The sequence below is a fragment of the Streptomyces sp. NPDC048644 genome, from assembly GCF_043199105.1.
Lineage (GTDB): Bacteria > Actinomycetota > Actinomycetes > Streptomycetales > Streptomycetaceae > Streptomyces.
The window spans coordinates 400,772-422,279 of record NZ_JBICVO010000002.1; the positions used below are offsets into that span (position 1 = coordinate 400,772).

The 21,508-nt window shown below is 70.8% G+C and carries 16 protein-coding genes; 7 read left to right on the top strand and 9 right to left on the bottom strand.

What is annotated here, in order from left to right:
• Positions 1 to 154 precede the first annotated feature (154 nt).
• Positions 155 to 2,437 carry an FdhF/YdeP family oxidoreductase gene (locus ACGFNI_RS06000; RefSeq protein WP_393680996.1) on the top strand — a complete coding sequence of 761 codons (2,283 nt, stop codon included), beginning with the start codon at positions 155 to 157 and terminating at the stop codon, positions 2,435 to 2,437.
• Positions 2,438 to 2,487: 50 nt separating this feature from the next.
• Here ACGFNI_RS06000 and ACGFNI_RS06005 read toward each other — a convergent pair whose 3' ends face one another.
• From ACGFNI_RS06005 to moaA, 3 genes are all read right to left on the bottom strand, one after another.
• Positions 2,488 to 3,750 carry a molybdopterin molybdotransferase MoeA gene (locus tag ACGFNI_RS06005; protein ID WP_393680998.1) on the bottom strand — a complete coding sequence of 421 codons (1,263 nt, stop codon included), beginning with the start codon at positions 3,748 to 3,750 and terminating at the stop codon, positions 2,488 to 2,490.
• The gene (locus tag ACGFNI_RS06010) at positions 3,747 to 4,004 is read right to left on the bottom strand and encodes a DUF6457 domain-containing protein (RefSeq protein WP_393681000.1); all 258 of its coding nucleotides are present in this window, start codon (positions 4,002 to 4,004) and stop codon (positions 3,747 to 3,749) included. The genes ACGFNI_RS06005 and ACGFNI_RS06010 overlap by 4 nt, the downstream gene beginning before the upstream one ends.
• A gap of 124 nt (positions 4,005 to 4,128) precedes the next feature.
• On the bottom strand, positions 4,129 to 5,205 hold the full coding sequence (gene moaA / locus ACGFNI_RS06015) for a GTP 3',8-cyclase MoaA (RefSeq protein WP_393681001.1): 1,077 nt from the start codon (positions 5,203 to 5,205) through the stop codon (positions 4,129 to 4,131).
• Positions 5,206 to 5,748: 543 nt separating this feature from the next.
• Between moaA and ACGFNI_RS06020 the strand changes: the two genes are divergently transcribed.
• The 4 genes from ACGFNI_RS06020 (at position 5,749) to ACGFNI_RS06035 (ending at position 11,299) form a co-directional block, all read left to right on the top strand.
• The gene (locus ACGFNI_RS06020; protein ID WP_393681003.1) at positions 5,749 to 8,040 is read left to right on the top strand and encodes an FdhF/YdeP family oxidoreductase; all 2,292 of its coding nucleotides are present in this window, start codon (positions 5,749 to 5,751) and stop codon (positions 8,038 to 8,040) included.
• A gap of 68 nt (positions 8,041 to 8,108) precedes the next feature.
• On the top strand, positions 8,109 to 9,308 hold the full coding sequence (locus ACGFNI_RS06025; protein ID WP_393681005.1) for an MFS transporter: 1,200 nt from the start codon (positions 8,109 to 8,111) through the stop codon (positions 9,306 to 9,308).
• A gap of 153 nt (positions 9,309 to 9,461) precedes the next feature.
• Entirely contained in the window at positions 9,462 to 10,298 is an 837-nt protein-coding gene (gene fdhD / locus ACGFNI_RS06030) for a formate dehydrogenase accessory sulfurtransferase FdhD (protein WP_393681007.1), read from the top strand.
• A gap of 71 nt (positions 10,299 to 10,369) precedes the next feature.
• Entirely contained in the window at positions 10,370 to 11,299 is a 930-nt protein-coding gene (locus ACGFNI_RS06035; protein WP_393681009.1) for a LysR family transcriptional regulator, read from the top strand.
• Positions 11,300 to 11,344: 45 nt separating this feature from the next.
• On the opposite strand, the gene ACGFNI_RS06040 is transcribed toward ACGFNI_RS06035, so the two are convergent.
• The 4 genes from ACGFNI_RS06040 to ACGFNI_RS06055 all read right to left on the bottom strand — a co-directional run bounded on the left by ACGFNI_RS06040 (position 11,345) and on the right by ACGFNI_RS06055 (position 16,682).
• The gene (locus tag ACGFNI_RS06040) at positions 11,345 to 13,858 is read right to left on the bottom strand and encodes an ATP-dependent Clp protease ATP-binding subunit (protein WP_393681010.1); all 2,514 of its coding nucleotides are present in this window, start codon (positions 13,856 to 13,858) and stop codon (positions 11,345 to 11,347) included.
• A gap of 123 nt (positions 13,859 to 13,981) precedes the next feature.
• The gene (locus ACGFNI_RS06045; protein ID WP_393681459.1) at positions 13,982 to 14,815 is read right to left on the bottom strand and encodes a family 1 encapsulin nanocompartment shell protein; all 834 of its coding nucleotides are present in this window, start codon (positions 14,813 to 14,815) and stop codon (positions 13,982 to 13,984) included.
• A complete protein-coding gene (locus ACGFNI_RS06050) occupies positions 14,808 to 15,836 on the bottom strand; it encodes a Dyp-type peroxidase (RefSeq protein WP_393681461.1) in 1,029 nt (342 codons plus the stop codon). The genes ACGFNI_RS06045 and ACGFNI_RS06050 overlap by 8 nt, the downstream gene beginning before the upstream one ends.
• A gap of 213 nt (positions 15,837 to 16,049) precedes the next feature.
• Entirely contained in the window at positions 16,050 to 16,682 is a 633-nt protein-coding gene (locus ACGFNI_RS06055; protein WP_393681012.1) for a DUF1345 domain-containing protein, read from the bottom strand.
• 175 nt (positions 16,683 to 16,857) lie between these two features.
• Between ACGFNI_RS06055 and ACGFNI_RS06060 the strand changes: the two genes are divergently transcribed.
• Positions 16,858 to 18,633, top strand: coding sequence for an FUSC family protein (locus ACGFNI_RS06060; protein ID WP_393681014.1), 1,776 nt, complete (start codon positions 16,858 to 16,860; stop codon positions 18,631 to 18,633).
• 83 nt (positions 18,634 to 18,716) lie between these two features.
• Here ACGFNI_RS06060 and ACGFNI_RS06065 read toward each other — a convergent pair whose 3' ends face one another.
• Entirely contained in the window at positions 18,717 to 19,526 is an 810-nt protein-coding gene (locus ACGFNI_RS06065; protein ID WP_393681016.1) for an aminoglycoside N(3)-acetyltransferase, read from the bottom strand.
• A gap of 166 nt (positions 19,527 to 19,692) precedes the next feature.
• On the opposite strand from ACGFNI_RS06065, the gene ACGFNI_RS06070 reads away from it, so the two are divergent.
• The gene (locus ACGFNI_RS06070; RefSeq protein ID WP_393681018.1) at positions 19,693 to 20,589 is read left to right on the top strand and encodes a LysR family transcriptional regulator; all 897 of its coding nucleotides are present in this window, start codon (positions 19,693 to 19,695) and stop codon (positions 20,587 to 20,589) included.
• Between the two features lie 79 nt (positions 20,590 to 20,668).
• On the opposite strand, the gene ACGFNI_RS06075 is transcribed toward ACGFNI_RS06070, so the two are convergent.
• A complete protein-coding gene (locus tag ACGFNI_RS06075) occupies positions 20,669 to 21,439 on the bottom strand; it encodes an SDR family oxidoreductase (protein ID WP_393681021.1) in 771 nt (256 codons plus the stop codon).
• Positions 21,440 to 21,508 lie beyond the last annotated feature (69 nt).

A 21,508-nucleotide genomic window follows, 5' to 3' on the forward strand; every position in this document is an offset into this window, starting at 1 on the left:
CGGCTCACCCATATGCCCCGCACAGGCATTCCGAGGGCCGAGTGGCACGGATTTATCACCGCATTTAGCCTGAGCGGAAATGTCGTCCGCCGGCCCACGTCCGCGTGGCGGAAGGGTGAGAATCTTGAGCGCGTCCCCCGAGGAACAGGATCGAATGGAGTCCCATGTGGGCCCCACCCCCACAGACGCTCCGGAATTCCATCCCTATCACCACCCCGCCGCCGGATGGGGCGCCGCGAAGAGCGTGACCCGGTTCCTGGTGCGTGAGGGTGCGCTGGTGGACGGGCCGCGGGCGATCATGCGGATGAATCACGAGAACACCGGATTCGACTGTCCGGGATGCGCGTGGCCGGACGACACCAAGGGTCTGCACCTCGACATCTGTGAAAACGGCATCAAGCACGTCACGTGGGAGATGACGCGTAAGCGCGTCGGGCGGGAATTCTTCGCCGCCCATTCGGTGACCGAACTCTCCGGGTGGAGCGATTACGACCTGGAAAACCAGGGCCGGCTGACCGAGCCGATGGCGTACGACCCCGGATCCGACCACTACGTTCCGATCAGCTGGAAGGACGCGTTCGAGGTGGTCGGCCGTGCTCTGCGCGGACTGGACAACCCGCATCAGGCGTCGTTCTACACGTCCGGCAGGCTCGGCAACGAGGCCACTTTTCTCTACCAGTTGATGGCCCGTGAGCTGGGCACGAACAACCTTCCCGACTGCTCCAACATGTGCCACGAAGCCAGCGGACGCGCCCTCCAGGCATCCCTGGGCACCGGCAAGGGGACCGTCGACCTCAAGGACTGGGAGAGCGCGGACGCGCTGTTCATCCTGGGGGTCAACGCCGCGTCCAACGCGCCCCGGATGCTCACCGCCCTTGCCGAGGCGTACCACCGCGGCGCTCAGATCGTGCACATCAACCCGCTGGTCGAGGCAGCCGCCACCCGCACCATCGTCCCGCACGACTTCACGGACATGGCGCTCTTCAAGACGACCAGGACCAGCACCCTGAATCTCCAGCCGCGCATCGGTGGCGACATGGCGCTGCTGCGCGGCATGGCCAAGGCGATCCTGGAGCAGTCCGCCACCGACCCCAAGGCGCTGGACCGGGAGTTCATCGAGCGGCACACGGCCGGGTTCGGCACGTACCGGGCCCTGTGCGAGGCCACGTCGTGGGAGGAGATCGAGAAGCAGTCCGCGGTCAGCCGTGACGACATCCTCAAGGCGGCGCGTGTGTACGGCGAGGCCGACCGCAGCATCGTCAGCTGGTGCCTCGGCCTGACCCAGCACGAGCACGGCGTGGACACCGTCCGGGAAATCGTCAACGTGCTGCTGCTGCGCGGCAATCTGGGACGTGAGGGCGCCGGTCCCTCCCCGGTGCGCGGGCACAGCAACGTCCAGGGGAACCGCACCTGCGGTATCGATCACCGTCCCGCCGACGAGTTCCTCGACCGGCTGGCCGCTGCCTGCACGATCGAGCCGCCGCGTGAGCACGGTCTGGACACCGTCGGCACCATCCAGGCGATGAACCGCGGCGATGTGAAGGTGTTCGTCGGCATGGGCGGCAACTTCGCCCTCGCGGCGCCCGACACGCCCTACACCTACCGGGCCCTGCGCAACTGCGACCTGACCGTCCAGGTGAGCACCAAGCTCAACCGCAGCCACCTCGTCCACGGCCGGCAGGCCCTCATCCTGCCGTGCCTTGGCCGTACCGAGAAGGACCACCAGCGCAAGGGGGTCCAGAGCACGTCCGTCGAGGACTCGATGAGCATGGTCCACCTGTCCATCGGCATGAAGCGCCCCGCCTCACCGCACCTGCTCTCGGAGCCCGCCATCGTCGCCGGCATGGCCCGCGCGGCGCTGCCCGCCAGCTCCACTCCCTGGGAGTGGTACATCGAGGACTACGACCGCATCCGGGACACCATGGCCCAAGTCCTCGACGGATTCGAGGACTTCAACCGCCGGGTGCGCCTGCCGCTCGGCTTCCGCATCAAGCAGCCCGCCCGGGAACTGGTCTTCCTCACCCCGTCCGGACGCGCCGAGTTCTCCACCGCGCCGCTGCCCGACGTGGTCCCCGCGCCCGGCACGCTGGCGCTGGGCACCATGCGCTCCCACGACCAGTGGAACACCACCATCTACTCCGACAACGACCGCTACCGCGGCGTCAAGAACCTGCGCACCCTCGTCTTCATGAACAAGGACGACATGCGCGAACGCGGTATCGGCGAGCTCGACCCCGTCGACATCACCAGCACCGCCAAGGACGGCAGCCACCGCCACCTCAACGGCTACCTCGCCATCCCCTACAACATCCCCCGCGGCTGCGCGGCCGGTTACATGCCCGAGATGAACGTCCTGTGCGCGCTCGGCGACTACAGCACCCAGAGCGACCAGCCGATCATGAAGCACGTCAAGGTCACCGTCGTCCCGGCTGCCTGACCGCGTATCGGGGTTGGCGTCCACTCGGGCCGGGCGGGGCGGAGGTTCGGTCAGCGTCCGGGTATGTCCAGGACCTGCACGGCGTCGCCGGGGGCCACGCCGCCGGGCGGGACCACCGCGAGGCCGTCGGCGAACGCGAGGCCGCGCAGCATCGCCGGGCCGTCGAACGGGAGCGGCGCGACGTCGTGTTCGCCGCGGAGCACCGGCAGCAGGCGGGTGTCCCGCGGGTGCCCCGGCAGCGCGGCGCCCGCGGTCGTGCGGCGCGGCTCCGCGTCCGGGTGCCCGCCGAGGCGGCGCAGCAGCGGCGCGGCCAGGGTCACCGTGCCCGCCACGGCGGCCAGCGGGTTTCCGGGCAGGCCGATCAGCAGCCGGGGCCGTCCACCGTCGGCCGGCGGCAGCTCGGCCAGCAGCATGGGGTGGCCAGGCCGCACGGCTACGGAGTCGACCAGCAGCCGGGCGCCCGCCTTGCCGAGGACGTCGTGCAGGAAGTCCACAGGACCGGCGGCCGTGCTGCCGGTGGTGACCACGACATCGGCGGCCGAGTGGCGTACGGCCTCCATCAGCAGCTCCGCGTCGTCCGCCACCGGGCGGCATCCGGTCACCTCGGCGCCGAAGCCGCGCAGCCAGGGCGGCAGCAGCGGGCCGAGTGCGTCGCGGACCCGTCCGTCCCGTGGCGGTCCTGAGTGCAGCAACTCGTCGCCGAGTACGAGCAGTTCCACGGTCGGGCGGCGGTGGACGACGAGCCTGTCGTATCCGGCCGCTGCCGCCAGGCCCAGTACCGCCGGGGTCACGGTGGTGCCGGAGGGGAGCAGCGGTTCGCCCGCGTGGCATTCCTGGCCGCGCGGCCGGATGTCGCGGCCAGGAGGCAACGGGCCGGGTTCTGCGGAGCGGTCGTGCAGCTCGCCGGTGCCGGTGTCGCCGTGCTCCCTGCGCAGTACGGCGGTCGCGTCGGCCGGCAGCCGGGCGCCGGTGGCGATGGGGACGGCACTGCCGTCGCCGATCGGCTCGGGCCGGTCGCCGGCCAGGACGGCGGCGCCTCGCACCCGCCACGGTCCCGGGCCCGCCACGGCCCAGCCGTCCATCGCTGACGTGTCGAACGGCGGCAGGTCGGTGAGCGCGGCCAACGGCTCGGCGAGCGCCCGGCCCAGGGCGTCGGGCAGCGGGCGGGCGACGGCCGGCAGCGGTTGTCCCGCGCAGTCCCGGGCGATCGACCTGGCCTGTTCCCACGTCGGGGCGGGGCCCGTCGCGTACCCATCCGCCCGGGACGTGTGCCGGTGTGTGCCGTCCAGGGTGCTCGTGCGTGCCCCGGTCATGCGGTCGCCGAGCCGTTCTCGTGCTCGGCCGTCCAGCGTGCGGCGAGCGCCGTCACCTTGCGGTTCGCCGCGGCGACGGCGCCGGGGCCGCCGCCTTCCCGCGCGGCGGCATAGCCGACCAGGAAGGAGGTCAGGGGGGCGGCGGGGCGTGCCACGCCGTGGGCGACGACCTTGGTCATGTCGAGCAGCTCCGCGACGTCGACGTCCAGGTCGACGCCCAGTTCGGCCTTGGCCGCTTCGATCCACTTGCGCATCTGGCTCACCTTGTCGTGTTGTCCGGTCTCGTCGGGTCTCGTCCGGTCTTGTCTTGGGCGGTTCGTGTCGTCGCGTCGCCGGTTCCGGGTGGTGCGGGCGGGGGCGGCGGGCGGCGACGGGCCGTCAGCCGCCGATGGCCGACATCGGGCGGTCCGGGCGGCGGAACTCCGGGGTGTTGATGGTGTGGCCCGGACCCTTGCCCGCGACCGAGGTCCGCCAGGCCGCCTCCACTGCCGCGTCGTCGGCGCCGTCGCGGAGCAGCGCCCGCAGGTCGGATTCCTCCGTGGCGAAGAGGCAGTTGCGCAGCTGCCCGTCGGCGGTCAGCCGCACTCGGTCGCAACCGCCGCAGAACGGGCGGGTGACGCTGGCGATGACACCCACCACGGCCGTCGTACCGGCGATCCGCCACTCCTCCGCGGGTGCGTTGTCCCGCCGCTCGACCGGAACGAGTGCGAAGCGGTCACCGAGCCGTTCCAGGATCTCCGCGGCGGTGACCATGCGGTCGCGGTCCCAGGCGCCTTGGGCGTCGAGCGGCATCGACTCGATGAACCGCATCCGATACCCGTGTTCCGCGGCGAAGGCGGCCAGCTCGGCGATCTCGTCGTCGTTGACGCCCCGTACCGGGACCGCGTTGACCTTGACGGGGGCCAGGCCCGCGTCCCGCGCGGCGGCCAGGCCCGCCAGCACGTCGGTGATCCGGTCGCGCCGGGTGAGCGCGGCGAACCGCTCGGGGCGCAGCGTGTCCAGGCTGACGTTGACCCGGCTCAGCCCGGCCTCGCGCAGGGCGGCGGCGCTGCGCGCGAGGCCGATGCCGTTGGTGGTGAGCGAGAGTGCGGGGGCCGGGTCCAGGGCGGCGATGCGGGCGACCAGGCCGGGCAGGCCGCGGCGCAGCAGCGGCTCGCCGCCGGTCAGCCTGACCTCGGTGATTCCCAGGCGCCGGGTGCCGATGCGGACCAGGCGCACGACCTCGTCGTCGGTGAGCACATCCGCACGGGGCAGCCAGTCGAGCCCCTCGGCCGGCATGCAGTACGTGCACCGCAGGTTGCACCGGTCGGTGAGCGAGACCCGCAGGTCCGTGTGGATCCGTCCGAAGCGGTCCGTCAGCGGGGACGGGGTGCCGGGGCGCGGCTCGGCGCAGTGGTGCCGGGGCGGACCGGTCCTGGCCGGATCGGCGCTGTGGTCGGGGTGTGGTCGGGGCATGGGGGCTGCCTTCTTCCTCTGCCCGGGGCTTTTGACCGCCGGCATCGAATTTCTCGCTCATCGATCCACCGGGCCATCAAGCCAGCGGCCCGTCAATCCATCGGTCCATCAATCCATCGATCACCATCGGAGAATTTACGGTAGAAGTCAAAGAGGGGGTCTCGATGACGTGATCGGCTGGAGTTATCCGGACGTGCGGACGCCGCACGGAAGGGCTCCGGGGCCGCGTACGTCCAGGTGGCAGGCGCCATCCGCCCGGCGGAGAACGCCGACAGGTGCAGCGATAAGCCGCACCTATCAGCTCATCAAAAAGACCTCTTTGACTTCTCCCCATGGATTGCCGGAAGCTGTTCCGGCAGCAGAATCCGGATATCCGCAGTCCATGCAGGAGAATATTCGGCGCACGATTTCTGGCTCGTAATGAGGGGAAACGGGCCGCCGTTTCCCGGGCCGGGGTGTCCCGCACGCGACGGAGCCTTCCGGCACTCGCCGCCGAACGGACCTGTCCGTACCGGCGCATGGCAGAAAGAGGCAGACCAGATCATGAGCAGCAACGAGGACCCGAGCGACAACCTGTCGGTCACCCCGCCCAAGACCTGGGCGACCGGTGTTCCCGCGGTGACGCACGCACTGGAGTACTCGCTGGGCCAGACGTCGGTGCGGCGCACCGCGCTGACACTGCTGAACATCAATCAGGCCAAGGGCATCGACTGCCCCGGCTGCGCCTGGCCCGAGCCCGCACCGGGCAAGCGGCACATGAACGAGTACTGCGAGAACGGCGCCAAGCACATCAACGACGAGGCCACCTCGCACCGCGTCACCGCCGACTTCTTCCGCGAGCACTCCATCGCCGAGCTGGACGGCAAGTCCGACTACTGGCTCAACCAGCAGGGCCGGCTGACCGAACCGATGGTCAAGCGGCCCGGCGCGACCCACTACGAGCCGATCGGCTGGGACGAGGCGCTCGGCCTGCTCGCCGGGGAACTCAAGGCGCTGGCCTCCCCCGACGAGGCCCTCTTCTACGTGTCGGGCCGGCTCAACAACGAGGCCGCCTTCCTGCTCCAGCTCTTCGCCCGCGCGTACGGCACCAACAACCTGCCGGACTGTTCCAACCTGTGCCACGAGTCCAGCGGGGCCGCGATGCAGGAGACCCTGGGCACCGGCAAGGGAAGCGTCTCGCTCGACGACATCCACACCTCCGACCTGATCTTCGTCGTGGGGCAGAACCCAGGCACCAACCACCCGCGGATGCTGTCGGCGCTGGAGGAGACCAAGCGCAACGGCGGGCAGGTCGTCGCGGTCAACACGCTGCCCGAGGCCGGGCTGATGCGCTTCAAGCACCCGCAGCGCCCGCGCGGGGTGATCGGCCGCGGCACGACGATCGCCGACCAGTTCCTGCACATCCGTGCCGGCGGCGACCTCGCGCTGTTCCAGGCCCTGAACCGGATGCTGCTGGAGGCCGAGGACGCCGCGCCCGGCACCGTGCTCGACCACGAGTTCATCCAGGCCCACACCACCGGCTTCGCCGACTTCGCCGAGCACGCGCGGAAGATCTCCTGGGAGGACATACGCGAAGCGACCGGGCTGTCCCGCGAGGAGATCCAGGCCGTTTACGAGCGGGTCCTGCGGAGCCGGAAGGTGATCGTGTGCTGGGCGATGGGGCTCACCCAGCACAAGCACGGCGTTCCCACCATCCGTGAAGTCGTCAACTTCCTCATGCTGCGCGGCAACATCGGCAGGCCGGGCGCCGGTGTGTGCCCGGTGCGCGGCCACAGCAACGTCCAGGGGGACCGCACCATGGGGGTGTGGGAGCGGATGCCGCAGCGTTTCCTGGACGCCCTGGAGCGGGAGTTCGGCTTCACCCCGCCCACCCGCCACGGCCTGGACGCGGTGAACGGCATCCGTGCCATGTACGAGGACCGCGCCAAGGTCTTCCTCGGCGTCGCGGGCAATTTCGTGCGGGCCACGCCCGACAGCGCGGTCACCGAGGAGGCCATGCGCAAGTGCCGGCTGACCGCGCACATCTCCACCAAGCTCAACCGCTCCCACACCGTCTGCGGCGACACCGCCCTCATCCTTCCCACCCTCGGCCGCAGCGACCGGGACGTGCAGGCCACCGGCGAGCAGTTCATCACCGTCGAGGACTCCATGAGCGAGGTGCACGCCTCCCGGGGGAAGCTGCCGCCGGCCTCCCCGCACCTGCTCAGCGAGGTGGCGATCATCAGCAGGCTGGCGCGCAGGACCCTGGGGCAGAAGCCCGCCCTCCCCTGGGAGGACTTCGAGGCCGATTACGGCACCATCCGCGACCGTATCTCCCGAGTCGTGCCGGGCTTCGACGACTTCACCACCAGGGTGGCCGAGCCCGGCGGCTTCCGGCTGCCCAACCCGGTGAACTCGCAGGTCTTCCCCACCCCGAGCGGCAAGGCCGTCTTCACCTGCAACGCGTTCACCATGCCGGACGTCCCCAAGGGCCATCTGCTGCTGCAGACCCTGCGCTCGCACGACCAGTGGAACACCATCCCGTACGCCCCGAACGACCGCTATCGCGGCATCCACAACGCCCGCCGCGTCGTACTCGTCAACCCGGCCGACCTGGAGGCGCTGGGCATCACCGACCGCGACGAGGTGGACCTGGTGAGCATCTGGCGCGACGGGACGGAGCGCCGCGCGGAGAACTTCCGGGTCGTCGGCTACCCGGCCAGCCGCGGCTCCGCGGCGTCCTACTACCCGGAGACCAACGTCCTGGTGCCGCTGGACAGCGTCGCCGACATCAGCAACTGCCCCACGTCCAAGGGAGTTGTGGTCCGCCTGGAGCCCGCCCGTACCGCCGGCTGAGCCCACGGCCTCCGAGGAGGCACGCGTACGGAACATGAAACACCGCATTCAGAAAGGTACTGCCCCGCATGCCCGCATCTCGCGCCGCGCGCGGCTGGCTCCCGGCGGCGGCTGCGGTGTTCGCCGCCGGGTGGGGCGCGAACCAGTTCACCCCGCTCTCGGTGGTGTACCGGACGCAGGCGCACTGGCCGCCCGTCCCGGTGGCCGCCATGTTCACCACCTACCTGCTGGGACTGCTCCCGGGACTGCTGCTCGGCGGCCCGGCCGCCGACCGGTTCGGGAGGCGGCGCACGGTGCGGCCCGCACTGGTCCTGTCCGCCGTCGCCAGTGCCCTGCTGGCGGCGGCGCCCGTCTCCCGGACCTTCGTCTACGCCAGCAGGCTCGGCACCGGCATCGCGGCGGGCATCGTCCTGACCGCGGGAACCAAGTGGCTGCTCGAACTGTCCGCGAGGGCCGGGCGGCCGGACGCGGGTGGCCGCCGCGCGACCTACGCCACCGGCGGCGGCTTCGCCGCGGGGGCGCTGACGGCGGGCGCGCTCACCGCGTGGCTGCCGCAGCCGATGGTGCTGCCCTGCCTCGTGCACTGCCTGCTGGCCCTGCTGGTGTGCGGCGCGACCGGCCGCGTACCGGACACGGCGCGGGTGCCGGCCGCCGCCCCGGTGAGGCCGCGCCTCGCGGGCCTGTACCGGGCGGTCGTCAGGAACCCCCGCTTCATGTGGGTGGTGCTTCCGGCGAGCCCCGCGGTCTTCGGCGCCGCCACCGTGGCGTACGTCGTGCTGCCGCCGCTGGTGGCCGACCGGGTTCCCGGATACGAGCCGGTGTTCAGCGGTCTGGTGACGGCGCTGACGCTCGCGACGGGCATCGCCGTCCAGCCCCTCGCCGCCCGGCTGGACCATGCCCACAGCGCGCGGGCCACCCTCGTCGGCATGATCACCGTGATCGGGGGGCTCCTGGTGGGTGCCTGCGCCGTGCACGACGGCTCCGTGGGTCTGGTGCTGGGCGCGGCCGTCCTGCTCGGCGCCGGATACGGCCTCACGCTGGCCTCGGGGCTGCGGGAGATCGAACGGCTGGCGCCTCCGAAAGCCCTGCGTTCCACGGCCTTTCTGCACCAGGGCGCCACCTACAGCGGCTTTCTCACCCCGCTCCTGCTCGCCGTCACCGCCGGTGCCTGGGCCGCTTCCTACCCCGCCCTGCTGGCGGGACTCGCGGCCATCGGCCTGCTGTGCCTGGCGGTCACGGCACGCCACAGCCGTCGGAGCCTGCCGTGAGGGCGTGGCGGCGCGGCCGGGTACGCCGCACGTCATATCGTCGACGGCCGTCGAACCGGACGGTGCCGCGGTGACACGGTCCGCGAGAAGGCACGGTTCCGGTTCACGTCCGTCACACCGTCGGAGCGCAGCTCCGGGAAGAGGAGCAACATCATGGGACGCGTGACTGCGCGGCGGCGGGTGCTGCGGATGCGGGGCGGAGTGTCCTCGCAGCGGCCCGACACCCTGGCCGTCGAGGAGCCGTTGGAGATCAGGGTCGGCGGGCGTCCGCTCACGGTGACCATGCGCACCCCGGGCGACGACTTCGACCTCGCGGCCGGATTCCTGGTGAGCGAGGGGGTGGTGCACGCCGCCGACGACGTGGCCGGGATCCGCTACTGCGCGGGGGCGACGGCCGATGGCGGCAACACCTACAACGTGGTGGACGTCGTCCTCGGCCCCGGCGTGGCGGCTCCCGACGCCTCGTTGGAGCGCAACTTCTACACCACGTCCTCGTGCGGGCTGTGCGGCAAGGCGAGCCTGGACGCGGTGCGCACCTCGACGGCGTGGTCCGTCGCCGATGACCCGCTGCGCATCGGTCCGCAGGCGCTGACGGCACTCCCCGACCGGCTGCGGGCCGCCCAGCGGGTGTTCGACAGCACCGGCGGTCTGCACGCCGCCGGTCTCTTCACGGCCGACGGCGAGCTGCTCTGCCTGCGTGAGGACGTCGGCCGGCACAACGCCGTGGACAAGGTCGTCGGCCACTCCCTGCGGTCGGGGCTGCTGCCGCTGCGGGGGACGGTGCTGATGGTGAGCGGCCGGGCCTCCTTCGAGCTGGTGCAGAAGGCACTGATGGCCGGCATCCCGATGCTGGCGGCGGTCTCCGCCCCGTCCTCGCTCGCCGCCGACCTCGCCGCGGAGGGCGGGCTGACCCTGGTCGGCTTCCTGCGCGGCGACTCGATGAACGTCTACACCGGCGCCGAACGCCTGCAACAGCAGCCGGTGGCCTGACGGCGGCGGCGTCCGGTGCGGCGCACGGCCCTCGATTGGCGTTCCGACGGAGCGTCGGGTAGACCCATGACGTGCTGTTTCGCCAACTCGAATACCTGGTGGCCCTCTCCAGGGAGCGTCACTTCGCCCGCGCCGCCCAAGCCTGCTACGTCTCCCAGCCCGCGCTCTCGGAGGCGATCCGCAAGCTGGAGGACGAACTGGACGTGCCGCTGGTCCGGCGGGGCCGCAAGTACGAGGGCCTCACGCCGGAGGGCGAGCGCATCGTGGTGTGGGCCCAGCGGATCCTCGCCGATCGCGACGCGCTCAAGGACGAGGTGGGTGCCCTGCGCACCGGGCTGAGCGGCAGGATCCGGATCGGCTCGGTGCCGACCGCGTCCGGCGCCGTCTCGCAGCTGACCGGCCCGTTCTGCGCGGCACACCCGCTGGTCACCGTGGAGGTGATAGCGGACCTCCAGTCACAGGACATTCTCCGGCAGCTGCAGAATTTCGAGATCGACGCCGGAATCACCTATCTGCACAAGGGACTTCCGGAGGGTTTCCAGGCGGTCCCGCTGTATCAGGAACGGTACGTGCTGCTGATCACGGCCGCCGACGGCCTGGCCCATCGGACCACGGCCACCTGGGCCGATGCCGCACGGCTGCCCCTGTGCCTGCTGAGCGAGGTCATGCAGGGGCGCCGGGTGCTGGACGAACTGTTCGCCGAGGCCGGGCTGAGCCCGTCGCCCCGGGTCGAGACCGATTCGGTGGCCGCCCTGTTCGCCCATGTGCGGACGGGCCGGTGGGCGAGCATCGTGCCGCACGCCTGGCTGCACGTCTTCGGCGTCCCGCACGGCATGCGGGCGGTGCCGATGGTCGAGCCCGCCCGGACGGTGCCCGTGGGTCTGGTGACCACCGCGCGGGAGCCGGGGTCGGTCATGGCCCGCGCTCTCACGGAAACCGCCCGGCACACCGACGTCGCCGCCGCTCTGGAACGCCTCCCCGGGGAACCGGGGCACCGGTAGACGCGTGTCCGCCCGGCGCCCGGCGCCCAGCCCGGGGGTGGGTGCCTATTGCCCGGCGCCCTGCTCCGCGGCGGCGGCTTCGTCCTTGCGCACGGTGCAGTGCAGCGAGTCGTTCACCACGTCGGCGACGATGGTCTCTCCCGGCTCTGCCTCACCGCTGAGCAGCAGCGAGGAAATGCGGTTGTCCAACTCGGTCTGAATGGTGCGGCGCAGCGGACGCGCACCGAATTCCGGCTGGTGGCCGTGGGCGACGAGCAGCCGCTTGGCGGCGTCCGTGACGTCCAGCTTCATGCCCTGTGCGTGCACCCGGTGCTTGCTCCGGTCCAGCAGGTGGTCGACGATCCGCGACAGGTCGTCCTCGGTGAGGCTGTGGAAGATGATGGTGTCGTCGATGCGGTTGAGGAATTCGGGCAGGAACCGTGCCCGCAGGTCTTCCATCAACGCGCCCTTGATCTCGGACACATCACCTTGGTGCGCCAGAATGCGGTGGGCGCCGATGTTGGACGTCATGATGATGACGCAGTGCCGGAAGTCGACGGTGCGGCCCTGGGCGTCCGTGAGCCGGCCGTCGTCGAGGATCTGCAGCAGCGTGTTGAAGACGTCGGGGTGGCCCTTTTCCACCTCGTCGAAGAGCACCACGCTGTAGGGCTGCCGGCGGACCTTCTCGGTGAGCTGGCCGGCTTCTTCGTAGCCGACATATCCCGGAGGGGCGCCGACCAGCCGGGCGACGGTGTGTTTCTCCTGGAACTCGCTCATGTCGAAACGGATCATGTGATCCTCGTCGCCGAACAGCAACTCGGCGAGCGTCTTGGCGAGTTCGGTCTTTCCGACGCCGGTGGGGCCCAGGAAGAGGAAGGAGCCCACCGGTCGGTTCGGGTCGCCCATGCCCGCGCGATTTCGGCGCACCGCCGCCGATACTGCGGTGACCGCTTCGTCCTGGCCGACGATCCTTGCGTGCATCTCCTCTTCGAGATGGAGAAGCTTTTCCTTCTCGCTCGCGGTGAGTTGCGAGACCGGGATACCGGTGCGGCGGGAAACGACGTCGGCGATATCCGCGGCGGTGACGGAGACGACGCCCTCGCGCCGTTCCTCGATCCCGGCGAGTTCCCCTTCCGCCTCGGCGATCTGCCGCTTGACCTGCGATGCCTTTTCGAAGTCCTCACCGGCAACGGCGTGGTCCTGCTCGCGCCTGAGTTTGGCGATGCGGTCCTCACGGCTGACGATCTCGGTGGAACGGCCGGCGCTGCGCAGGCGTACGCGGGCGCCTGCCTGGTCCATGACGTCGATGGCCTTGTCGGGCAGGAACCGGTCGCTGATGTAACGGTCGGACAGTTCGGCCGCCGACGCCAACGCACCGTCGGCGAAACGGACTTGGTGGTGGGCTTCGTATGCGTCCCGCAGCCCTTCCAGGATCTGCACCGTTTCCTCGACGGTGGGTTCCGGAATCAGTACCGGCTGGAAGCGGCGTTCCAGGGCTGCGTCCTTCTCGATGTGCTTGCGGTATTCGTCGATGGTCGTCGCGCCCACCACGTGGAGTTCGCCGCGTGCGAGCGCCGGCTTGAGCATGTTGCCCGCGTCCATCGCCCCCTCGCCGGTCGCCCCCGCGCCCACGACCGTATGCAGTTCGTCGATGAACAGAATGATGTCGCCGCCGGCCGCCTGGACGTCCTCGATGACCTTCTTCAGGCGCTCTTCGAACTGCCCGCGGTACTGTGCGCCGGCCACCATCCCGGAGAGGTCGAGGGCGACAACTCTCTTGTCCTTCAAGGTTTCCGGGACTTCGCCCGCCACAATGCGCTGGGCCAGCCCCTCGACGATGGCGGTTTTCCCGACGCCGGGCTCACCGATCAGGACGGGGTTGTTCTTGGAGCGCCGCGAGAGGATTTCGATGGTCTGCTCGATCTCATCGGCCCGTCCCACCACAGGGTCGAGCTTGCCGGCTTTCGCTTCTTCCGTCAGGTCGCGCCCGTATTCGTCCAGGGTCGTGGCGGGTTTCTTCCCGGCGGCCGGCGACCCGTCCGGGCCGGACGCCTGTTCCGCGAGGCCCGCCACCTTTTGCGGGTCCAGGCCCTCCGCGCGCAGCAGCCGGGCGGCGCCGGTGTCGCCGTCGCCCAGCAGCGCGCCGAGAATGTGCTCGGGCCCGATGTACGAAGCCCCGGTTTCCTGTGAGTGCGCGTAGGCCGTGGCGAGTGTGCGCTTGGCCGCGGGGGTGAGTCCTGGTTCCGCGGACGGCTCACCGGATTCCCGCGGCAGGACCTCGGCGACTTCCGAAGCGAGCGTATCGGGGTCCACGCCTGCTTGAGAGAGCAATTTCCGTGCCGGTTCGACCTTTGTGGCCGCCCAGAGCAGGTGTTCCGTGTCGAGATCGGAGGTGCCGTCCTCGACCGCTCTTCGGGCGGCCAGATTGAGGAGTTCCTGCGAGGAATCCGTCAAGAGCCGTCCGATGGGCACGCGTTGGACGGCCGGCGGCGACGATGCCGGTGACATTCCGAAGAACCGGTTCAACAACTCGCTGAAGGGGTCGGAAGAACCGAATCCCGAACCGAAGGGCATCGACATGGCAGCTCCTGGTGCCGAGGGGTGCCGAGGGTGTCTCTGCAACTCAATCGCGATGTCCGCTGCTCTGCAAGCGGAACGCCTCGCAGGCCCCAGGAGTGGCTGCCACGGGAACGCACCTGCGCTTCACCCCTTCTCCCTTGCGTCGGCACTCCCGTTTGCCGCCGGAACGAGCGTCACCACGGCTTCGTCGGTGTACACCAGGAACGTCAGCGTCTGACGGAAGTAGAGTTCGATATCGGTCGTACTGTGCGCCGTATAACCGATCGCCAGATCCTCGCCGAGTTTCAGCTCGAAATCCCCGCCCCGCGTGGACAGAAGGCAGGCGCCGTCGAGCGCCGGAGCCCAGATCAGATTGCCGTCCAGCATGCGCCCGAGATGCGCGGCGATCGGGTAGCCGTGGTCGGAGGTCTCGCTCACGGCGGTGTAGGCGTCAGCGCCCAGCAGCAGCGAATACGGGCCTCCGACGCCGGCCAGGCGGAGCGTGGTCAGGGCGTGGCTCACGGCGTCCGGGAATTCGCGGGGTTCTGCCGGGAGACGCAGAACGGGGTTGGATGTACGGCTGCGCAGCCCGTCGATGTGTGCCGCCCGGTATCCGTCGAAAATGGCGCGGTCCTCGGCGAACGCCATGGCGCGCGCCGCGTCCTTCACCGGCTGCCAGTCGGAGTCCTTCGCGCCCCGGTCCACGTCGTCGACCGCGGCACGGCTCACGGTGAACGGCACCCGCAATTCGACCAGGGGCCGCGCCTCGCGCAGTTGTGCCGTCACCCCCGCTCCCGGTGCCTCGATGGCGGACAAATGGCCCGTCCCCACCGCCGCGAGTCCGGGCCCTTCGGGTTCCGAGACGTCCACGACCCGCCGGCCCGCGAGGTTCCGGCGGAAGGTGCGGCGTGCCTCGTCCTCGATTTCCGCCCACGCCTGTGGGGTGATCGGGGCGAGTTCGCGGTGGAGGTTATGCATACCGTTGAGCGTGGTCATGGTCGGACTCCTTCAGGCTGCCGATCCCCAGGGAACCGTCGGTCATCACGGCGACGCCGGGTGCGTCGGGGAGGTCATCGAGAAAGTCGGCGGTCGGCACGTGGAACAGGCAGCCGGTAACCGCCGTCGAGAAGTCGAGGATCCGGTCGTGCAGACCTGGCCGGGCGTTCGTGAACATGTTCTTCAGCATCTGTTCGGTCACGTCGGGGGTGCGCGCGTAGCCGATGAAATAGGTGCCGAACTCCCCTTGTCCGACATTGCCGAACGGCATGTTCTCCCGGACGATCTTGCGTTCGGTGCCGTCCTCGTCGGTAATGGTGTTGAGCGCGACATGGGAGTCCACGGGCTTCACGTCGTCAGGCAGTTCAATATTGGCGGTCTTCGTTCTGCCGATGACCTTTTCCTGTTCGTCCGACGGCAGGGCGTCCCAGGCCGCCAGGTCGTGCACGTACTTCTGGACGATCACATAGCTTCCCCCCGCGAAGTCGGGGTCCTCGTCACCGATGTACACGGCGTCGGCCGCGGCGTTCCCTTCGGGATTCTCGCTGCCGTCGACGAAGCCGAGGAGATCGCGCTCGTCGAAATACTTGAAGGCGTGCACCTCGTCGACGACCCTGACCGCTGCGCCGAGTCGATCGGTGACCAGGCGGGCCAGTTCGAAGCAGAGGTCCATGCGTTGGGCTCGCACGTGGAAAAGGATGTCGCCGGGCGTGGCCGGAGCTGTGTGGCGCTGACCCGCCAATTCCGCGAACGGATGCAACTCACGCGGGCGCGGTCCGCCGAAAAGCCGGTCCCAGGCCGCCGATCCGATGCCCACGACGCAGCCGAGCCCTTGGTCGGGGGCGCGGAAAGCGACCGAGCGCCGCAGAGCCGATACCTCCTGGAGAAGGTCACGCACCGTGCCCTCACCGCCCGGCTCCATGGTGACGACAAGGAACACGGCGGCCCTGGCAGGCAGAGAGATCACGGGTTGCAATTCAGGCACAGGAGCTTTCCTCCTCATGGGGTGCGCACGCAGGACGGAAATGGGTCGGGCCGGGGTACCGCGTCCCGAAGCGGCCGATCCACCGATCCCTCTGTTTCCTGCTCCGCTTTCCCGCTCGCTCGGCGTGCATTCATGATGTCCTGACATCGAGCGCGGTGCCTCCCGGCCGGCCCGGCACAGCGGTCGCGTTACGCGCGGCCGACCGGCCGCGCGTAACGGGGCGGGCCCTGATCAGCCGGTGACGATTCCCGTGACGAGGTTGATGGTGGTGGCCAGGATGCTGGTGCCGAAGACGTAGGAAAGCAGGGTGTGCCGGAGCACCACCGCTCGGATCGTCGCACTCGACACGTCGGTGTCGGACACCTGGTAGGTCATGCCGAGGTTGTAACTGAAATAGAGGAAGTCCCGGTAGGCGGGCGGCTGATCGGAGTTGAAGTCGATTCCGCCCGCTGATGTGTAGTACAGGTACGCGTAACGGGTGGCGTACATCAGATGGAGCGCGGCCCAGGACATGAAGGCACCGGCGAGCGCCGCCGCGGCTGCGGAATGTCCTGTGCCGGATTTCCCGAGCAGGAGCAGCAGCACGATGGCCACCAGCCCGCACAGGGCGGCGGCCACGACCACGAGTTCGTCGGTGACGGGCCGGAAGTCCTCACGCCTGGCGTTGTCATGGGTGGCCGTGGCATTCATCGGCCACAGCACCATCCAGCCCGCGACGACGAAAAGCAGTTCCGTCGCGGCGATACCGGCGAGAATCCCGAGCGGAATGCCGGTCGCGAATCCGACGATCGCGCCGACCGCCGCTCCGATGACCACCGCACCGCCGAGGCGGGGAACCGCGGACAGCGGCAGCCAGGTGCTCACGGGCCACCACAGTAGCCGTCTCCTTGCCGACCGGCCCGGCGAGCCCGTATCGGGGACAGCCGGATGAGCAGCGTCCGCGGGGCGGCGGTTTCCGCGCCCCGACCGCGGCGCGGGGGCCTTCCCTGCGCTCCCCCGCCATAAGGGGACCGAACCCCGCAAGTGATATATACCGGATATGCCTTCTTCGCGCCGCGCGGTCCCGGCAGGGACCGGAAAGGGTGGGACCGGAAAGGGTGGGCGGCATTCCGTCGCGGGCGCGGCGCGTGCGCTCTCCCCGCGCGGCGCACTCGCGCTGCACAAGGTCGACGGAGCACTCCTCTTCGCCGTGCGCGCCGCCCTTGCCATGGCGCTGGTGGCGCTGCCGGTGGCGCAGGCGGGACGGCCCGATCTCGCCGTCTACGCCATGCTGGGCGCCTTCACCACCACGTTCGGCCGCAACCTGCCCTACCCGCGCCGCGCCCGCGTGCTCGCGCTGGTCGCGGTGGCCATGGTCGCGTGCGTGGGCTGCGGTTCGGCGCTCGCCGCGTGGGCCCGTCCGTGGGCGGGAGGAGCCGGGGCGACCGTCGTGGTGGCGGCGACGGCGGTGGTCGCCGGGCTGGCGAAGGGCATCTGCGATGCGACGCGGCTGAGCGGTCTTGGCGCGGTGCTGCTGCTGTTCTCCTTCGCGGTGGCGGCCAACGGCTCGCCGCTTCCCTCCGACGTCCTCCCGCAGACCGCGCTGGCCGCTGCGGGGGCGGCGGTTGCGTGGCTGCTCGGCATGTCGGGCCGGCTCGTGCACCCGGACCGCCCGCAGCGGCTGGCGGTGGCCACGGCCCTGCGCGAACTCGCGGAGCTGCTGGACGCGGGCGGCGGCGCCCGGCAGACGCGGCACCGGGCGACCGTTGCGGTCCTGCGGGCCTACCACTCCCTCGGTCTCGCGCCGCCGACGCAAGCGCAGCAGACCGGCCGGGACGCGACCTTTGTGCGCCTGACCGACCTGTCCTGGTCGCTGCTGGTCCGCTCGGCACGCCGGCTGCCCGACGACCTCACCGCCACGGCACACCACCTGCGCCGACAGGCCCGCCTCCTCACCGGCCGACGCCGCCGACTGCCCTCCGTTCTGCCCGAATTGGCCTTCCCGGCTCCGGCGGCACAGGACGGCGTGACGCACCGCGCGGCCGGGACGGATGCGGCGCCGGCCGATCCGGTCGCAGGGCGCGCGTCCGAACTGCTGGTGGGGCACCGCCCCGGTGGCACCGGCCACTTCGCCGTACTGGCCGTTCCCGCACTGCGGATGGTCCTGGGCACCGGGGTCGCGGGCGGGCTTGCCGTGCTGCTCGGCCTGGAGCACGGCTACTGGGCGTCGGTCTCGGCCGCCGCCGTGCTGCACTCGGTCAACCTCCGTACGACGGCGCAGCGTGCCGTCCAGCGGACCCTCGGCACCATCGCCGGGCTGCTGCTCGCCCTCGGCGTGCTGGCCGCACACCCGGCTCCCGTGGCGCTCACGCTGGTGGTCGTGCTCCTGGAATTTCTGCTGGAGTACGTGGTGGCCCGCAACTACGGTCTCGGCGTCGTGTTCCTCACGCCGCTGGCGCTGCTGCTGAGCGATCTGGCCTCGCCCGCCCCCGCCGGGGAACTCGTCCGTGCCCGGGTGCTGGGCAGCGTGCTGGGCATCGCCGTCGGGCTGGTCTGTGCGCTGCTGGTGGTACACGACCGTGCCGCACTGCGGGTGGAGCGGGCGCTGGCCGCCTGCACGGAAGCGGCCGAGCAGGCGGAGCGGGCGCTGACCGAACCCTGCGGGGCGTCCCTCCCGATCGTCCAGGTGCGTCTGGTGGTGGCGGTGGTGGAGTTGCGCGACGCCGATGACGCCGCTGCGGGCGAGCTGTGGCCCGCGGGTATCGACCCCGCCGAACTCGCGGGCGCCGAGCAGCGTGCCTACCTCCTGCTGGAGCGGCTCCACCCCTGGCGGTAGCGGCCTCCGACCTGCCGCGTCGCCTGCCGTCCCGGACGGCGGCACCACCACTCCCGGAACGCCGCTGCGGGCGCCGGAACGTCTCAGATCGCGACCGTGTACGGCCGGTGCTCCGGCAGCCATTTCTGGGCGTAGGCGACGGCATCGGCCAGGGAAAACAGCCGGGAGTCGGCCGCTCCGACCGTGCCGCGCCGCACCGGGCGCTCCTTTTCGAAGGCCGCGCCCAGGTCGTCGAAGCGGTCCTCGTCGACCTGGGTGTCGCGCACGGTGATCCAGCGGCGGCCCCGGGGCGTCATGGCCGCGAAGGAGTTGTCGCCCCGCGGCGCGGGGGTCCGGTACTCGGCCAGGTGGAACGCCGTGCAGGCGTCGAATCCCGCTCCCAGGAGGAGGATCCGCGCGTCGGCCTCTTCCAGCCTGGCGAGCGGGCTGCGCTCACCGAACCGGCAGTCCGGCGCGTGGCCGTCCACGAGCGCGGCGGCGCGGGGGCCGACCGCCGCGAAGGACGTCTGCGGGTGAGCGCTGCGCACGGCGCCCGGCCAGTTGCGGACGGTCTCGGGGATGACGCCGACGCCGCGGGTGGGTGTGGTCCACAGGTCATAGGCCGGCATCGACGCACGGATGCCGTCCCACCACGCCTCGGGAACAGGCGGGTTCTCCCAGTGCGCCGGGTCCGAGTTGTCGCCGGAGTGCGTCGGCACCACCAGAGTCCCGTCGGCTCCGAGCACGTCGAGCAGCGCCAGGACGACGGTGACAGGACCGCCGCTCACCCACCCGAGCGACCGGAGCGAGGAGTGCACGAGAAGGGTCTCGCCGGAGCGCAGGCCGAGATCACGCAGCGCGGAGGCGAGCGAGTCGCGGGTGCACATCGGGCCTGGGGGAAACGTCGTCGGCATATCCGGCGAGTATGCAGGCTCCGGAATCCGCTGGCCACAGGGTCGGGGCGCCTCTGACGGATCTCCGTGGAGTAAGGAGCGGCGCCTGATGACCACTTACTCTTACAGCGATAGCGATGACGGCGGGGGTGGACCGCGGTCCACCGCAGGGAGGGGATGGGAGCCGATGAGCCTTCGTCAGTTCGAGTACGCCCTGGCCGTTGCCGAGGAGGGCTCGGTGACGGCGGCGGCGGAGCTGCTGCACGTCGCTCAACCGTCGGTGTCCCAGCAGATCCGCGGCCTGGAGCGGGAACTCGGCGTGGAACTGTTCGCCCGTACGCCGACCGGGCTTGTGCCCACCGTGGTCGGCCGCGCGTTCCTGCGGGAGGCGGAGGCCGCGGTGAGCGCGGCGCGGCGGGCGCGGGCGACGGCGCGGGCCGGTGCCGACGAGTTGGTGGGCGAGCTGGTGGTCGCGGCGCAAATGGGCTTCGGCACGCGGCAGTTGCCTGGCGCGCTGGGCGCGCTGCGCCGCCGCTTCCCGCGCCTTGAGGTCACCGTCTTCGAGGAGCCGAGCTCCGCCGAGCTGGATCGGCTGTGCCGCCGGGGCGTGCTGGATCTCGCCCTGATGGCGGCGTGCGAACAGAGCCCCGCCGACGCCCACCACCTCGGCGACGAGGAGTTCGTCGTGGTCCTTGCCGCCGGGCACCGGCAGCTCGCCGCGGACCGGGTCGAGCTGCGGGAACTGGAGGGCGAGCCGTGGGTGCGGTTCGACCGCGACAGCGCGCTCGACGCCGTGCTGTTGAACGTGCTGCGGGACAACGAGCTGGCCCCGGCCACGGCCGCGCGCGTGTCCCAGACGGCGACGGCCGTGCGCTGGGCCGCCCACGGTCTTGGGGTGACGCTCGTCCCGGCCTCCGCGGTGCCCCACGGTCACGAGCACCTCGTGCGCCCGGTGTTCCCGGTCGTGTCCCAGCCCGTCATCGCCGTGCTCCGGCACGGTGCGGGCCCGGCGGAGACGGCCCTGCTCGAACTCCTGCGTCAGGAGACCTGGTCCGAGCCCGCTTTCTCATCGCCGGTGTCCTGACGGCCGAGAAGAAAGCGGGCGCCGCTGCATTCCTTGGAATTCCTTTTGCCGAAGCCGGCGTTCCGGAATTCCGCCGGCGTCAGCCCCTGGGGAATTCGCCGCCGTCCACGACGAGATTGCTCCCGGTCAGCCAGCCCGCCCGGTCGGACATGAGGAACAGCACCGCGTCGGCAATGTCGTCGGGCCGGCCATCACGCCCCAGCGGCGGGGTGGTGGTGTCCTGGCCCGGCCCCGAGTTCAGGCGCGCCCACTGCTCCCGCGTCGCTTCGCCGCCGGGGGTGGCGGTTCTGCCGGGAGACACGGTGTTGACCCGGATACCGAACGGGGCCAACTCGGCGGCCAGCCCCCTGCTGTAGGTCTCCAGTGCCGCCTTGGCCGTCACGTAGTGCAGGAACGGTGGTGCCACGGTGGGAACGGCGGCCGATGAGACGTGCACGATCACCCCCGAACGCCGTTCCCGCATCCCCGGTGCCAGCAGCGAGTCCAGCCGCACCGACGCCAGGAAGTTCAGGTCCAGCGCGTCCTGCCACACCTCGTCAGGGATGGCCAGAGCACCCTTGTACGGTTCCGCCCCACCTGCGTTGTGGACCAGGATGTCCACCCCGCCGAGCACCTCCTGCGCAGCCGCGGCGAGCGCCTCCGCGCCGGCCCGTGTCCGCACGTCGGCCGCCACGAAGGTGGCCCCGTCCGGCGCCTTGCTCGTCGCCGACCTCGCGGTCGTGAGCACCTCGGCGCCCGCGTCCAGGAGTTGGCGCACGACGGCCGCCCCGATTCCGCGAGAACCGCCTGTGACCAGGGCCCGCTTTCCCGCGAGTTCTCGCATTCCCGATCCGTTCTCGGTCGTGGTCATGCCACCGGTCCTCTCCATTACGTGTTCGTCCGCTCGACAAAAGAAGGATCGATGTGCACAGAGCGCGAA

Bases quoted from the DNA above. Each gene is read 5' to 3' on its own strand.
- ACGFNI_RS06000 (WP_393680996.1), top strand. From the start codon at position 155: ATGGAGTCCCATGTGGGCCCCACCCCCACAGACGCTCCGGAATTCCAT.
- ACGFNI_RS06005 (WP_393680998.1), bottom strand. From the start codon at position 3,750: ATGACCGGGGCACGCACGAGCACCCTGGACGGCACACACCGGCACACG.
- ACGFNI_RS06010 (WP_393681000.1), bottom strand. From the start codon at position 4,004: ATGCGCAAGTGGATCGAAGCGGCCAAGGCCGAACTGGGCGTCGACCTG.
- moaA (WP_393681001.1), bottom strand. From the start codon at position 5,205: ATGCCCCGACCACACCCCGACCACAGCGCCGATCCGGCCAGGACCGGT.
- ACGFNI_RS06020 (WP_393681003.1), top strand. From the start codon at position 5,749: ATGAGCAGCAACGAGGACCCGAGCGACAACCTGTCGGTCACCCCGCCC.
- ACGFNI_RS06025 (WP_393681005.1), top strand. From the start codon at position 8,109: ATGCCCGCATCTCGCGCCGCGCGCGGCTGGCTCCCGGCGGCGGCTGCG.
- fdhD (WP_393681007.1), top strand. From the start codon at position 9,462: ATGGGACGCGTGACTGCGCGGCGGCGGGTGCTGCGGATGCGGGGCGGA.
- ACGFNI_RS06040 (WP_393681010.1), bottom strand. From the start codon at position 13,858: ATGTCGATGCCCTTCGGTTCGGGATTCGGTTCTTCCGACCCCTTCAGC.
- ACGFNI_RS06045 (WP_393681459.1), bottom strand. From the start codon at position 14,815: ATGCATAACCTCCACCGCGAACTCGCCCCGATCACCCCACAGGCGTGG.
- ACGFNI_RS06050 (WP_393681461.1), bottom strand. From the start codon at position 15,836: ATGAGGAGGAAAGCTCCTGTGCCTGAATTGCAACCCGTGATCTCTCTG.
- ACGFNI_RS06060 (WP_393681014.1), top strand. From the start codon at position 16,858: ATGCCTTCTTCGCGCCGCGCGGTCCCGGCAGGGACCGGAAAGGGTGGG.
- ACGFNI_RS06065 (WP_393681016.1), bottom strand. From the start codon at position 19,526: ATGCCGACGACGTTTCCCCCAGGCCCGATGTGCACCCGCGACTCGCTC.
- ACGFNI_RS06070 (WP_393681018.1), top strand. From the start codon at position 19,693: ATGAGCCTTCGTCAGTTCGAGTACGCCCTGGCCGTTGCCGAGGAGGGC.
- ACGFNI_RS06075 (WP_393681021.1), bottom strand. From the start codon at position 21,439: ATGACCACGACCGAGAACGGATCGGGAATGCGAGAACTCGCGGGAAAG.